This is a genomic window from Terriglobus sp. ADX1, from assembly GCF_036877645.1.
GTDB lineage: Bacteria > Acidobacteriota > Terriglobia > Terriglobales > Acidobacteriaceae > Terriglobus.
This window is the reverse complement of sequence record NZ_JAEDXV010000021.1, coordinates 48,346-62,038: the sequence shown is the minus strand read 5'-3', so window position 1 is coordinate 62,038 and position 13,693 is coordinate 48,346. Positions and strand designations below refer to the sequence as shown.

Below are 13,693 nucleotides of genomic sequence, written 5' to 3'. Positions count from 1 at the left end.
CCGCAGCTAGATCGCCGGCACCTCAACGACATACGCTCGTGAGTTTGGGACGGAACTCTGCGACACTCGGGGTGCCCTTCCTATCCAGCGTGGTTACAGCGTTCAGAGCCTGTTGCCGACGGCTCGGAAGACACGGGTCCCTGCAATCGTTGCCGTAACCACAGGGACGGCTCCCTGTTGCCTACCAAATTAGAAGACCTCGCCTGAATCATCGAGCTGGAACCTGTGCAAGCTCCAGGCGTACATGTTTGATCGTGGTTCGATGCCAGGTGTACGTCATCTCCAACGCTTTGTCGTTCCCCTGAATGATTGCCGGATACGAATACTCGCCTTCGCCTTGTTCCAACGTAGCAAAGATACGGAAATGCTCGCCATCCGTGCTCACAGCAAGATTCAGTGGAGATCTACCGCGCGTTGTGTCATTAAAGATCATCACCACGCGTCCATCCTTCAAATGAACAACATCCAGGCCGGAGTTGTTATTCGGCAGATCAAGATAACGAGGCGTGGACCAGGTGGCGCCTTCATCTGTCGAATCAGATACGACGATGCGTGATGCAAGAGTCTTCGAACGTGCATAGAAACGCAGATGCTTACCGCCCAGCGAAATCACGGATGGTTGAATAATGCCGGCATAGCTGCGTGGTGCCTTGTCCTTCGCGCGTACCTCCGAACCGAGCGGCGGCTCTGGCCAGGGCTTCGCGGCTGCATCGTCTTCTCGGCTAATCGTCAGAGGACCAATGCGTTTCCACGTACTGCCACCATCAACGCTACGCTCAATAAATACGCGCCATCCGTCTTTGCCTTCATTCGACGAACCGCTGACGATAACACCGCTGGGTAGTACCAATGGCTTCGCGCGAATGGGTCCCAGGATGCCATCAGGCAGATGCTCCTTCGGCGACCACGTCTTCCCTTCATCCGTGCTCACCATGCGCATGCCTGCCCATGTGTCAGGGCTGGGACCATATTTGTAGTACAGCCAAAGCTTGCCATCGCCCGTATGGAAAAGAACTGGGTTCCATGTCGGAATTCCCTGATCGCCATTCTTTTCGCGCGCCACCTCAACCGGTGCGGACCATACACCTTTATGTTTGCGTGCGGTATAGATGGCAACATCCGGAGCGCGCTCTGCCTTACCACCAAACCAGGAAGCCAACAGATCGCCATCTTTCAAAGCCACAATCGTCGATGCGTGGCATTCCGGAGTGACCGTGGCAGGCGTGTAGATAAACTCGCCCACTGGATGCACTCCGGGATCATTTACATGAGAAGGAACCCACTGTGCTCCTGCAGTTCCCGCCCAAGCTACAGATGTCGCCACCAGCATTCGCATCCCGCATCGGTACATAAACATCCACTCCTACACTTTCGCCACGTTTCGTTACGAGTCTTCGCCGTGGCATCCAGCATACCCGTAGCAGTCCCGTGGTGAAGAAGAGAACACAGTGGCGTGTTCGGAATGTTGTGCTGACTGCTTCAGTGCGGTGGCGCGATCAACACCGAGAGCTTACTTCCACCCTCCACCCAGCGCTGCATAGAGACTCACAAGCGAACCAGCTTCTTGCGCCTCTGCCTGCGCCAACTTCAATTGGGCATCGTATAAATCCGTGTCCGTCGTAAGCACCTCAAGGTAGCTTGTATTTCCGCCTGAATAACGAAGGCGTGCAAGACGTACAGCGTCAGATGCAGAGGTAACCACTTGATGCTGCTCCTCTCGGCGATTCTGCGTCTCTCGATACGTTACGAGTGAATTGGATACATCCTTAAACGCATTGAGAATGGCCTTTTGATAGCTCGCCAACATCTCCTGCTGCTGCGCTTGCGAATACTTATAGTTGCTTGAGATTCGTCCGCCAGCAAAGATCGGCTGAGTAAGTGAACCGGCAGCATACCAGTAAGCATTCTTCCCCTCGAAGATACTTTGCAACTGATTACTTGCAGAGCCGCCCATGCTCGTAAGCGATATCTGCGGAAAGAATTGCGCCTTTGCAACACCGATACGAGCATTTGCTGCCATCAGCTCTGCTTCCGCTTTGCGAATATCTGGTCGACGCTCCAATAATTCCGACGGAAGTCCTGCAGGCACAGATGCAGGATGCGGTTGCTCAGTCACACTCAATCCCCGCTGCACGTTCTGCGGATTATGACCGAGCAGCACGCTGATGGCATTCTCCTGAATCGCGATCTGACGGCGAATATCGGGCAAATTTGCTTGCGCCGTATGGAGAAGCTCCTCTGCCTGCCGAGTGTCCGCGCGTGAACCTGCACCATACTTCTCAAGCGACTGCGTGAGATGAAGTGAATCTTCTCTCGCTTTGATCGTGTTCTGCGTAATCTCCAACTGCGAATCGAGACTACGTAGTTGGAAGTACGCAGTCGCAAGTTCTTCAATCAGCGATGCGCGCGTTGCGCGTTGGGCCCACTCTGTTTGTAGAAGCTCCGCTCGCGCAGCTTCTGTCTGACGACGATAGAGCCCCCAGAAGTCGAGATTCCACGCGGCAGAAGCACTGAATCCCCCTCCACGAATGAAATCATTGGATGTGCCATCTGCATTTTTATTCGCGAGTCCTGCGGGCAGTTGAAGTGCACTGAAGCTTCCACCCGCACCAACACTGGGCAACTGTTGCGAACGAACAATGCCTACCTGGGCTTGCGCCTCAAGGATGCGTTGAGCCGCAATCTTCAGATCAAGGTTATTCTTCAGCGCTTCGTCGACAAGACTCTGCAATACAGGATCGGTAAAGATCGTGCGCCAATCCTGTTCTGCAATCGATGTCTCATTTGCGATTGCAGGGGCCATCGCCCCGCGATATGCCTGCGGCGTAACCACGGCCGGACGTGCGTAGTTTGGCCCCACCTTGCAACCCGCAATGAGTAGCACAACAAAGGCTGCGGCCGCAGCCCGTCCCGCGCGATGAAGCAAATGAATTGAATCAGCGGACTTCCACATGTTGTCCCTCACTGAGTACATCGCTCGGACTGGCAACCAGTGCCTCGCTACCATTCAAGCCAGCCAGCACCTCAACCTCTTTGCCCATGTCCTTGCCAATCGTTACTGGAATGAAATGAAGATTATGTTGCGAATTGACCGTAACAACATGCATTCCTGCACCATCCACCACAAGCGAGCTGGTAGGAATGACAAGCGAAGCACGTTGCTGCGATAGCGTGAAGTGAACCTGCGCATACATGCCCGGTAGCAGTGATGCGTCTCCATTCGCCACCTGTACTTCTGTTCGCATCGTTCTCGCGGCGTCATTCAGGGCGGAGGCATTGCGAGTCACAGTTCCGCTGTAATTGCGCCCAAGGCGTTCACTTACCTGGATCACAGCATTCTGCCCATCGCGAATATTTACCGCTTCTGATTGCGGAACATCGACGTACACACGCAGCGTGTCACTCTGCGCGATGCTGAACAGTGGTTTACCGCCAGCAGGAGCAGTCGAACTTACCAGGTCGCCACGTTCAATGTTGCGCTGTGTGATCACGCCATCGAACGGCGCAACGATATGCTCGAAACCTTGCATCTGTTGAAGCCGGGCAACGTTAGCCTGGTTAGCAACCACTGCAGCCTCAGCCGCAGCGATATTCGCGTTTGCCGCCGCAACATCTGCCACGCGAGCGTTATACGTCTGCACAGCAGAATCGACGATCTGCTGCGAGATAGCGTGCTGCTCGCCGAGCGGCAGATCGCGTTCCTTAGTAATGCGCGCCAACTCTGCGTTTGCCTTTGCCTGCTCCAGCGCAGCTCGTGATTGGATCAGCGTGGCCTGCGACTGAGCGAGTGTTGCCTTCGCCTGGCTAAGTTGCTGATCAATCTCCGGTGAAGAAATCACAGCGAGCACCTGCCCTGCGCGCACCTTCGTTCCAATGTCTACATTGCGACGCTCCACGTAGCCATCCACTCGCGCAAATAGATTTGCCGTGTAGAGAGGCTCAATGTTGCCGGGCAAGACAAGCTGCGAAGTAGGCTCTCCCTTTTGTGCGTGGATGACGGTGACAACCGGATGCGTCACCGGAGCATCATTGCTGGCCGCAAGAGCTTCGCGATAACTTGCAATCCGCGGCACGGCACCAACAGCAACCAGGGCAATTGCAATAACAGTCCCTAGTCCTACTGCTTTGATACGGCTTCCTGTTTTTGCCTGAACGCGGTCGCGGGTCGGGTTTTCCTGTGTGATCATGCGGCCTCCTGAGTAGTGTTTCTTCCGTGAATCAACGTGAACATCAAAGGAACAAAGAAAAGCGTTGCGAAGGTTGCCATGCTAAGTCCTCCAACAACAGCGCGGGCCAACGGCGCATTCTGTTCGCCACCTTCGCCCATTCCCAAAGCCATCGGCAACATGCCGATGATCATGGCGCAGGCCGTCATAATAATGGGCCTCAGACGGGTAAAGCCTGCCGTTACAGCCGCTCGCAAAGGCGACTCACCGTTTGCTCTTAGTTCGTTTGCAAACGTAACGAGCAGGATTGAGTTTGCTGTAGCGACGCCGATCGACATGATCGCGCCCATCAGCGATGGCACATTGAAGGTCGTCTGGGTAAGGAACAGAGCCCACACAATACCGCAGAATGCACCTGGCAGAGCGCAGATGATGATGAACGGATCGAGCCAACTCTGATAGTTAACAACCATCAACAGATACACCAACAGAGCAGCAAAAGTGAGACCGATACCAAGACGCGTAAATGCCTCATTCATGCTTTCAACCTGTCCGCGGACGACAATCTTAGTTCCTGCCGGAAGATTTGCACTCTCCTGTTTCACAATGCGGTTGACTTTGGCAGCCACAGAGCCAAGATCACTGTCCTGCGTGTTCGCGTAGATGTCATAGACTGGTGCGCCGTTGTGGTGATTGATGACAACAGGCATGATGGCTGGTCGAAGCGTCGCCATATTGCCCAACACCTCTGTCCGATTGGCCATCGTGCGCATCGGAATCGGCGTATTTTGCAACGCGTTGATGGAATCAATACTGTATTGTGGCGTCTGTGCAGCAACGGTGTAAGTAATACCCATCTTCGGATCGAGCCAGAAATTCGGCTGTACCGCAGCGCTGGAACTTAACGAAACATACAGACTGTTTGCCACGTCCTGCTGTGTCAATCCGAACTGTGCTGCACGAACTCGGTCGATATCCAGATGGAGATCCGGCGCATCGACAACCTGATGCATATGAACATCAACAGCACCGGGCACGGTTGCTAATTGCTCGCGTAAACGCTTCGCAATAGCGTAGTTCGCCGGATCATATCCCTGCACCTGAATATCAATCGGCGCGGGCAAACCAAAGTTCAGGATCTGCGTCACCATGTCCGCAGGCTGGAAGAAGAACGTCGCATCAGGAAACTTCTTTGGAAGCTCCATACGAAGCTGCTTGATGTAGCCCTGCGTGGAGTGGTGTTTTTCATTCAATGCAATGAGAACTTCGCCATCCGCACTGCTAATCGTCGACCCATCACCGAACGCATAGTTAAATGTCTCAGGAGTAAGCCCGATGTTATCCATCACCAATTCCGTCTCATCAGCCGGAATTGTTTTACGGATTTCATCCTCCACCTGACTGAAGATGACCTTCGTCTTCTCGATTCGTGTTCCTGGATGCGTGCGGATATGCAACTTTATCTGTCCCGCATCAACACTAGGAAAGAAGTCGCGTCCAATGAACGGTAGCAACACAAAGGCTGAAAGCATTACCGCTACTGAAGCAAAGAGAGCCTTGCGACGATGAGCAAGGAACGTTTCCAGTGCTGCAGTATAACGATGCTGCAGACGCTCGTATCCTCGATTGAAACGTTCATTGATGCGACGGAAGAACGACGGGGCACCAGCATTTGCCACAGCCTGAGTGGAGTGACCTTCGAAGCTGTGCTCCGCACCAAGAAGGAAGTTCACCAAGACCGGCACCAGCGTGCGAGAAAGCACATAGGAAGCCAACATGGCGAAGACGACAGCCAGTGCCATAGGTGTAAAGAGGAATTTTGCAGGTCCCGTTAAGAAAACAACTGAGACAAACACAATGCAGATCGTGAGTGTCGAGACAAGCGTGGGCGTAGCAATCTCTGAAGCACCGATGAGAACAGCGTCGCGTAACGATTGACCATGCATATGGCGATGAATGTTTTCGATGGTCACCGTCGCGTCATCCACCAGAATGCCGATCGCAAGTGCGAGACCGCCGAGAGTCATGGTATTCATCGTTTCCCCAAGCGCGCTGAGAACGATGATGGAACTAAGAATCGACAGCGGAATTGAGATCGCAATGATTAACGTACTGCGCCAACTTCCAAGAAACAGCAGGATCATAAGCGCCGTAAGCGAAGCAGCGATTAAACCCTCGCGCAAGACGCCAACAATCGATGCCTTTACAAAGATGGACTGATCGAAAAGCTCAGTAATCTTCAATCCCTTAGGGGCTGCGGCACGCGATGCAGGCAACACATCATCCTTGATCTGCTTCACGATATCCAGCGTGGATACCGAGCCCGTCTTCATAATGGTGAGCAGTGCAGCAGGCTTTCCATTGGCTCTTGCAACATTCTGTTGTACTGACCAGCCATCGCGTACGTGCGCAACATCTCGCATGTACACCATTGCGCCGTTCACTTGCTTAATAGGAACGTCGTTCAGTGACAATGCATCGACTGGACTGGAGTTCGTGCTGACCGTGTATTCAGTGTTTTCGACCTTCGCGGTGCCGGAAGGCAGAGTGACGTTCTGCGCATTAATGGCATTGGTCACATCAATCGGCGTTAGGCCTTTCGCCAAAAGCGCATTCTGATCAAGATCGACCATGATTTGTCGTGCAACACCGCCATAAGGAGTAGGCAAAAGTGTGCCCGGCACCTTCGTCAGCTGCTGACGAACGCGGAACAAACCGTAGTCATAAATCTCTGACTCTGAAAGAGTGTCACTTGAGAGTGATAGCTGAATGATCGGCACCGTGGATGCACTGAAGCGAAGAATCCATGGCGGATTCACACCCTGCGGCATACGGAAGCGAATGGAATTTACTGCTGCCCCCACCTGCGACATGGCCGCATCAATGCGCACCTGGGGCTGGAACGAAATCTTGATAACAGACGCACCATTTGTCGTCTGCGAATCAATCGACTTCACATCATTGACGACCGCCATCACAAACTCACTGAAGGTCGTGATGCGCTGTTCCATCTCTTTCGCGGGTAGACCGGAGTACGACCAAATCACCGTAACTTGCGGAATATCAATGTTTGGGAAGATGTCCGTCGGAGTCGTCGCAATCGAAGAGAACCCAAGAACAAGGATGAGAATCGACGCTACAATAAAGGTGTAAGGCTTATTGAGCGCAAGACGGACTATCCACATAACGACGTCTCCATAACGCGACGTTTCTGTATTTCGACTACTTTGATGTTCGTCAAAATAGTTGGATTCAGGATTCACACGTTTTTGAATATTTGCGCCGATAGATACGTCTCATAGGTATGGGCGCGATGAAAGAGAAAGAAGCAACACTGATCGCGAAGGCACTCGGAGAACCGAGCCGCTTCTCCATCTACAGTCAGATTGCTGAAGGTGATGGGATTTATTGCGGTGAGGTCTGCAACAAGCATGCGCTCTCACCGGGAACGGTCTCGCATCACCTCAAAGTGCTGACAGATCTTGGCCTCATCACTTCTCGCAAAGAAGGACTGAACGTTTACTATCGCTCTGTCCCGGAAAAGTTTTCAGCCTATCTCGCTTACCTGCAGAGTCTCAACCGGAAGTAAGCCGCCTGAACCCAATGTTTTCGATGTTGAAATAGCAGTACACTGTTCGGGTTGAATGCTTCAGGAACAGAGCGGGCTCGGGTGACGATGCGGCAGCGCATGGAATACGCCGCTTTGCGTCTGATCGTCGGTATGCTGCGGGTGCTTCCCAGAAATAGCGCGCGCGCTGTTGGCGCGTGGCTCGGTACTGTTGCAGGCAGACTTGCAGGCAAACTCTCTTCCGCTGGGGAACAGAATCTTCAGATCGCTTTCCCCAGTATGGGCGCCACGGAGCGGCGTACCATCCTGCAGAAGACCTATCGCAATCTCGGCTGGCTGCTGGCTGAGTTTTGTCAGATGTCAAAGTACTCGCCGGAGTTCGTGCAGCAAGAGGTCATGCGTTACGAAGGCCTGGAGCATTACCTCTCGGCCAAGGCCAAAGGTAAAGGCGTCCTCGTTCTGACAGGACATCTTGGCGCGTGGGAGTTGTCCAGCTTCGTCCATTCCCTGCTTGGCGAGCCCATGGGAATGGTCATCCGCCGACTCGATAATCCGCTGGTAGACAACTTCGTAAACAGTATTCGCTGCTTGCACGGCAATCGCGTGCTGCACAAGGATGACTTTGCGCGAGGCATCATCAAGGCCATGCATCGCGGCGAAGCCGTCGGGATTCTGATGGACACAAACATGACGCCACCGCAGGGTGTGTTCGTTCCCTTCTTCGGTATTCCCGCATGCACTGGCAGTGGCCTGGCACGCATTGCACGCAAAACAGGCGCAGCGGTTGTGCCGGGTTTCCTGCTCTGGTCTGAAGAAGAGTCTCGTTATGTGTTGCACTTCGGCGAGGAACTGCACCTACAAAGGACCGAGGACGCTGAGGCTGATGCGTTAGCAAACACCGCACTCTTTGCGCGCGTTACCGAAGATTACATCCGTCGCTATCCAGATCAATGGTTATGGCTTCATCGTCGCTGGAAGACGCGTCCGGAAGGCGAGCCGCCGATTTACAAGCGGCGTACTTCCTCGACCGAACCGGCATTACCGGTATCGCGAACAGCAAAACAAGGTGAGTTGGTTTAATGGCAACCATTGCAGAGATTGCAGAATGGACCGGCGGACAGGCTGTTTCTTCTCTCGCCAACAGCGAGATCACACGCGTGAGCGCTCTCGATGATGCGGATGTCGATGCGGTCGTCTTTGCTTCATCTGCAGACGCCTTGCAGAGCGCTTTGCAATCCCGCGCAGGAGCAATTCTTGCTTCAGCGAAGATCGCCTCTGAAGAGCATGACAAACGGCTAGTGCTGGTGACAGACCCGCGACTTGCATTCTCTATTGTTGGCGATCGGCTACGCCCATCGGTAGCGGCAGCTATTCATGCAACAGCGGTGATCGACACGACCGCACAGATTGGCGCCAATACTAACGTCGGACCGGGCGTTGTGATTGGCGCGGGCGTTCGGATCGGCGACGGATGCCTTATTGGCGCACGCGTTGTGGTGGAACCCGGCGTGATCATTGGAGACCGTGTGCGTATCCAGGCAGGAGCAGTGCTTGGCGCTCTCGGCTTTGGTTATGCGCGCAGACCCGACGGCAGCTACCTGATGTTCCCGCAGCAGGGCGCTTTGGTGATTGAAGATGATGTAGAAATTGGTGCGAACACCACCATCGATCGCGGCGCTCTTGAAGAGACACGCATCGGCGCGGGCACCAAGATCGATAATCTGGTGCACATCGGTCACAACTGCCGCATTGGCCGCAACGTAATCATCGCTGCACAAACCGGTATTAGCGGATCGTCCGTGGTGGAAGACGGAGCGATCCTTGGCGGACAGGTCGGCATGGGCGAACACGCTACCGTTGGCCCCGGCGTGATCCTTGGCGGCGGCGCGGGGGTACTTAGCGGCAAGAAGCTCTTCGGTGCAGGACAGGTTTTCTGGGGGCGTCCTGCGCGTCCTTTGAAGCAGTACTTGCGTGATCTGGCACGCCTGAGTCGTGGCCGTTAAGTAGGCAAACGAACAAGACAAAAAGAATGAAGGCCCGCCATGATGAGCGGGCCTTCATTCTTTTCCTGATGCTGTATTTAGTTGGCTTCGTTCGTAGACGCGTCCATGTAGGCTACGTCGTTCGCCGTTCCCTGTACTGTGATGTTCGTGTTGTCGATCTCCGAACCATCGGCAGTGTTGAAGGCGTGAACCTGGCCGCCGTACGCCGTGTATACCTTGTTCAGATTCTCGACCCAGCACAAACCGGTCAGGCTGCCGTAGTAGTACTTGTCCAGATTCTCATTCGGATACGGAACCGTCGTCGTGCCCCCCGGTGTGACATTGGGAACGATGGCCGCAGCCTTGTTCGTAATGTCGTAGCGCGTCAGGCAGTTGTAGTTCTGGTTGTGCGCTGCACGTTCGCCGCTGGCACAGTTGGAAGAACCAATCCAGAGCGTGTTGTTATCCGCAAAGAGCATCTTCGTGTGCGTTCCATCCGAGATAGAGTATGTCGCGGAGATTGCCTTCGTGGACAATGGAATCACCGACAGATTGCCGCCAAAGAGCCCATCCGTCTGCAGCGACTGGCCAGACACGTACAGCGTGTTGCCATCGGAGATGGCAGCTGTTGCTCCACCCGGTACCGCTGTAAAGCTGGACACGGGTACTACAGAGCTACCACTGGTCGGGTAGTAATCAATACGTAGCTGATTGAGATTGACGAAAGAAACACCTGCAACATCGTCACCTGTAGCCGCCGTGCCGCCGCACTCGCGACCGCAGTTCAAGAAGTACACCTGCGAACCATCGGGCGAGAAGTATGCGTCATACGGGCGGTGAAAGGTGGGTGCTGGAACGCCACCGCTGGAGCCATCTGGTGCATTGACCGGAACGATGCAATACAGCGGATTGTTAACCGGCATGCACGTCAGCGCATCTGCAGGAGGAGCCTGCGTACCAGATGAGGTGTTTGAGGAGTTATTGAGCTGCAATACGCGATACACATTGTTCGAATTACGCAGCATCAGCAGAATCACGCTGTGGGACGGGTTCGCCACCACCTTGTACACGCTGGGCACCGGGAACGAGTACGTCGCCATCACGGATGTCGACGTGGCCGAGGCCGTCGATGGCTGATTCATGACAAAGAGACCGCTGCTCTCCACCGCAGTCAGAACCGAGTACACGTCCTGCGACACAAAGTACGAGGACAGCGCGCCCGTGGTGGATGCCGTTGTACCGGCTGCGGCTTCCGTCGAATAGTTAATCGTATTGATCGCACCATCCGAGCTGTACACGTAACCGCGCATCTGCTCTGGATAGTTGATGATGCTCTTCGCATTGCTGCTGTAAGCGCTGATCATCGTGGTGCTGTTCGCCACGTAGACGTTGGAACGGATATCGCGTTTGGCATCCAGCACTTCCAGGCCACCGCCCAGAAGCGAGGCCTGCGAAATGGCGACCATCACACGCTGAGTCAGCTTCGACGGCGGTACGGGACGGCCAGCGAACTGATTCTCGGTGGTCTTATAGGGGCGATATCCACAACCCGTCAGGAGAACAACGACGGTGGCACACAGGAGGGCGGCTGCCGACCGCGCAACGGAAACACTCTTCAACGGAAAACCTCAATGTTGCTGCGGGAATCTCCCTGTCCGCAACCTGCCAAAGTATACCAAAGCAAACAGGCTGATTTGCAGAATGGGTACAGGTTGGACGAACAGAACTGTGAACCGTTGGACGAAGTAGGATAGGGAGATATTTATGTCTGAAGTTTCTCTGCCCAGCATCGACCGCATTTTCGGCTCCCGCCCCATCCTTTGCGATGGCGCGATGGGAACCATGCTGTATGCGCGTGGCATCTTTATCAATCGCTGCTTTGACGAACTAAACCTCAGCGAACCAAAGATGGTCCGCGATATTCACGAGGAATATCTGCTTGCGGGCGCAGAACTTCTTGAGACGAACACCTTTGGCGCAAATGCCATACGCCTGAGGCGCTTTGGCCTAGAAAACAAAGTAGCGGAGATCAACGCCGCCGCAGTAAAGCTTGCCCGCGAGGCCGCAAACGCCGTCCGTGAAAAACATGCGCACCACGCCTATATTGCTGGCGCACTCGGCCCGCTTGGCCTAGCAGCACCGGAACGCGATGCTGCCATCATGACGGCCGCCTACCGCGAGCAGGTACAGGCACTGGCGGATGCGGGCGTGGACCTGGTTGTGGTGGAAACGATGACCTCCATGGCCGAAGCGAAAGCGGCCATCGACGCCATACGGCAGGTGAGCAGCGATCTGCCCGTCATCGCCATGGTCACTGTGACCGATGCCGGCAATGTATCTGACGGCACTTCGCCGGAAGAGGCCGCGCGGCTGCTGACTGAGTGGGGCGCGAATGCCGTTGGATGCAACTGCAGCGATGGACCACAGCTTGTACTGGACACCATTGAGCGCATGCGCCGGATGACTTCCCTGCCCATCGCCGCCATGCCCAACGCTGGCGTTCCCAGTTGCGTAGACGGTCGCAGCATCTATCTTTCGTCGCCAGAGTATCTCGCCAGTTTTGCGCGCAAGGCCATGCGTCTTGGCGCAACGATTATTGGTGGCTGCTGCGGCACCACGCCGCAACATATTCGCGCCATGCGTTCCAGCGTAAAGGCCATTCAGTCGCAGGCAGAAGGCGTAGCCCAAGTGGGCGACAAGCCTGCCGCGGCGCTGATCGAACCCGCACCCCTTGCGGAGCGTTCGCAACTTGGCCAACGCATCGCCACGGGTGAATTCGTCACCATGGTGGAGATCGTGCCGCCGAAGGGCTTTGATCCTACACGCGAACTCGAAGGCGCTCGCATGCTGAAAAAGCTCGGCGTGCATGCTATCAATGTGCCCGATTCACCACGTGCCAGCACACGCATGAGTGCCAGCAGCCTCTGCCTGCAGATTGAGCAGAAGATCGGCATAGAAACGGTCATCCATTTCACCTGCCGCGACCGCAATCTTCTGGGTATTCAGAGTGATCTTCTCGGCGCAGCATCGCTGGGCATGAAGAACATCCTCTGCCTGACAGGCGATCCGCCGAAGATGGGCAATTATCCCGATGCAACTGGGGTCTTTGATGTGGATGCCGTCGGCCTGACGCGCGTGCTGCGCGACATGAATCATGGTCTCGACATTGGCGGTCAGAGTATCGGCGCCAGCACCGGATTCGTGCTCGCCTGCGCAGCCAATCCTGGCGTGCCTGATCTGGATCTGGAAGTCCGTCGCTTCGCCGCCAAGGTAGAAGCGGGAGCGGAATTCGCCATCACCCAGCCGGTTTTCGATCTGAAACTGCTGGAGACATTCCTGAAGCGGATCGAAGGCTTCCGTATCCCTGTTGTTGCGGGTATCTGGCCGCTGACCAGCGTGAAAAACGCGGAGTTCATGAAGAACGACCTGAAGGTGCGCATGCCGGATCAGATCCTGCATCGCATGGCTGCGCATGCTGGAACACCGGAGCAGTCCCGTGCAGAGGGCATCCGCATTGCCCAGGAGATGCTGGCCGAGGCGCAACCCATGGTGCAGGGTGTGCAGGTAAGTGCTCCCTTCGCTCGCTACACTGCGGCGGCAGAAGTGCTGGAAGCCCTGTTGGAACCAGTGGCAGCAGAGTAGGATCAGGGAACAGATATGGCAACTTTCGAAGAGCAGCTCAAGTCGTTGGAAAGCGTCGTAGAACGACTGGAAAAGGGCGACCTCCCCCTGGAAGAATCGCTGGCGCTCTTTGAACAGGGTGTCGCTCTGTCAGAATCCTGCAAAAAAGAACTGGATGCGGCAGAAGGCCGTGTCCAGGTCCTGCTGCAACGCGGCCGTAAGATGGAAGCGGAAGACCTCACACTGAGCGAAGACGAGTAGCCACCGCCTTGAAATCGCGCCTCCCAACAATCCATCGCAAAGAAACAAACTTCGCACGTAATCGCTGTGGAGCGAAGCCGTGTGGAATGCGATAC

The 13,693-nt window shown here is 55.0% G+C and carries 10 protein-coding genes; 5 read left to right on the top strand and 5 right to left on the bottom strand.

Annotated features, from left to right (window positions below):
* Positions 1-208 precede the first annotated feature (208 nt).
* The 4 genes from JAO32_RS14215 to JAO32_RS14200 all read right to left on the bottom strand — a co-directional run bounded on the left by JAO32_RS14215 (position 209) and on the right by JAO32_RS14200 (position 7,351).
* Complete coding sequence (locus JAO32_RS14215) at positions 209-1,324, bottom strand: sialidase family protein (protein WP_443082600.1); 1,116 nt, start codon at positions 1,322-1,324, stop codon at positions 209-211.
* 186 nt (positions 1,325-1,510) lie between these two features.
* A complete protein-coding gene (locus JAO32_RS14210; RefSeq protein ID WP_334241504.1) occupies positions 1,511-2,953 on the bottom strand; it encodes an efflux transporter outer membrane subunit in 1,443 nt (480 codons plus the stop codon).
* Complete coding sequence (locus JAO32_RS14205; protein ID WP_334241502.1) at positions 2,937-4,187, bottom strand: efflux RND transporter periplasmic adaptor subunit; 1,251 nt, start codon at positions 4,185-4,187, stop codon at positions 2,937-2,939. The genes JAO32_RS14210 and JAO32_RS14205 overlap by 17 nt, the downstream gene beginning before the upstream one ends.
* On the bottom strand, positions 4,184-7,351 hold the full coding sequence (locus JAO32_RS14200) for an efflux RND transporter permease subunit (RefSeq protein ID WP_334241500.1): 3,168 nt from the start codon (positions 7,349-7,351) through the stop codon (positions 4,184-4,186). The genes JAO32_RS14205 and JAO32_RS14200 overlap by 4 nt, the downstream gene beginning before the upstream one ends.
* Before the next feature lie 128 nt (positions 7,352-7,479).
* Between JAO32_RS14200 and JAO32_RS14195 the strand changes: the two genes are divergently transcribed.
* From JAO32_RS14195 to lpxD, 3 genes are all read left to right on the top strand, one after another.
* The gene (locus JAO32_RS14195; RefSeq protein ID WP_334241496.1) at positions 7,480-7,755 is read left to right on the top strand and encodes an ArsR/SmtB family transcription factor; all 276 of its coding nucleotides are present in this window, start codon (positions 7,480-7,482) and stop codon (positions 7,753-7,755) included.
* 99 nt (positions 7,756-7,854) lie between these two features.
* Positions 7,855-8,814: a lysophospholipid acyltransferase family protein gene (locus JAO32_RS14190; protein WP_334241494.1), complete on the top strand. Its 960-nt coding sequence runs from the start codon at positions 7,855-7,857 to the stop codon at positions 8,812-8,814.
* A complete protein-coding gene (lpxD, locus tag JAO32_RS14185) occupies positions 8,814-9,737 on the top strand; it encodes a UDP-3-O-(3-hydroxymyristoyl)glucosamine N-acyltransferase (protein WP_334241492.1) in 924 nt (307 codons plus the stop codon). The genes JAO32_RS14190 and lpxD overlap by 1 nt, the downstream gene beginning before the upstream one ends.
* Positions 9,738-9,814: 77 nt before the next feature.
* Here the strand turns inward: lpxD and JAO32_RS14180 are convergent, their stop codons facing one another.
* Positions 9,815-11,335, bottom strand: a complete 1,521-nt coding sequence (locus JAO32_RS14180) for a hypothetical protein (protein ID WP_334241490.1) — start codon at positions 11,333-11,335, stop codon at positions 9,815-9,817.
* A gap of 145 nt (positions 11,336-11,480) precedes the next feature.
* Between JAO32_RS14180 and JAO32_RS14175 the strand changes: the two genes are divergently transcribed.
* Together JAO32_RS14175 and xseB are read left to right on the top strand one after the other, a co-directional pair.
* Positions 11,481-13,358, top strand: coding sequence for a bifunctional homocysteine S-methyltransferase/methylenetetrahydrofolate reductase (locus JAO32_RS14175; RefSeq protein ID WP_334241488.1), 1,878 nt, complete (start codon positions 11,481-11,483; stop codon positions 13,356-13,358).
* Positions 13,359-13,373: 15 nt separating this feature from the next.
* Positions 13,374-13,598 (top strand): exodeoxyribonuclease VII small subunit, encoded by a 225-nt coding sequence (gene xseB / locus JAO32_RS14170; RefSeq protein WP_334241486.1) that lies wholly within the window; start codon positions 13,374-13,376, stop codon positions 13,596-13,598.
* Positions 13,599-13,693 lie beyond the last annotated feature (95 nt).

Coding starts and splice junctions, on each gene's coding strand:
- JAO32_RS14210 (WP_334241504.1), bottom strand. CDS start 2,953: ATGTGGAAGTCCGCTGATTCAATTCATTTGCTTCATCGCGCGGGACGG.
- JAO32_RS14205 (WP_334241502.1), bottom strand. CDS start 4,187: ATGATCACACAGGAAAACCCGACCCGCGACCGCGTTCAGGCAAAAACA.
- JAO32_RS14200 (WP_334241500.1), bottom strand. CDS start 7,351: ATGTGGATAGTCCGTCTTGCGCTCAATAAGCCTTACACCTTTATTGTA.
- JAO32_RS14195 (WP_334241496.1), top strand. CDS start 7,480: ATGAAAGAGAAAGAAGCAACACTGATCGCGAAGGCACTCGGAGAACCG.
- JAO32_RS14190 (WP_334241494.1), top strand. CDS start 7,855: ATGGAATACGCCGCTTTGCGTCTGATCGTCGGTATGCTGCGGGTGCTT.
- lpxD (WP_334241492.1), top strand. CDS start 8,814: ATGGCAACCATTGCAGAGATTGCAGAATGGACCGGCGGACAGGCTGTT.
- JAO32_RS14175 (WP_334241488.1), top strand. CDS start 11,481: ATGTCTGAAGTTTCTCTGCCCAGCATCGACCGCATTTTCGGCTCCCGC.
- xseB (WP_334241486.1), top strand. CDS start 13,374: ATGGCAACTTTCGAAGAGCAGCTCAAGTCGTTGGAAAGCGTCGTAGAA.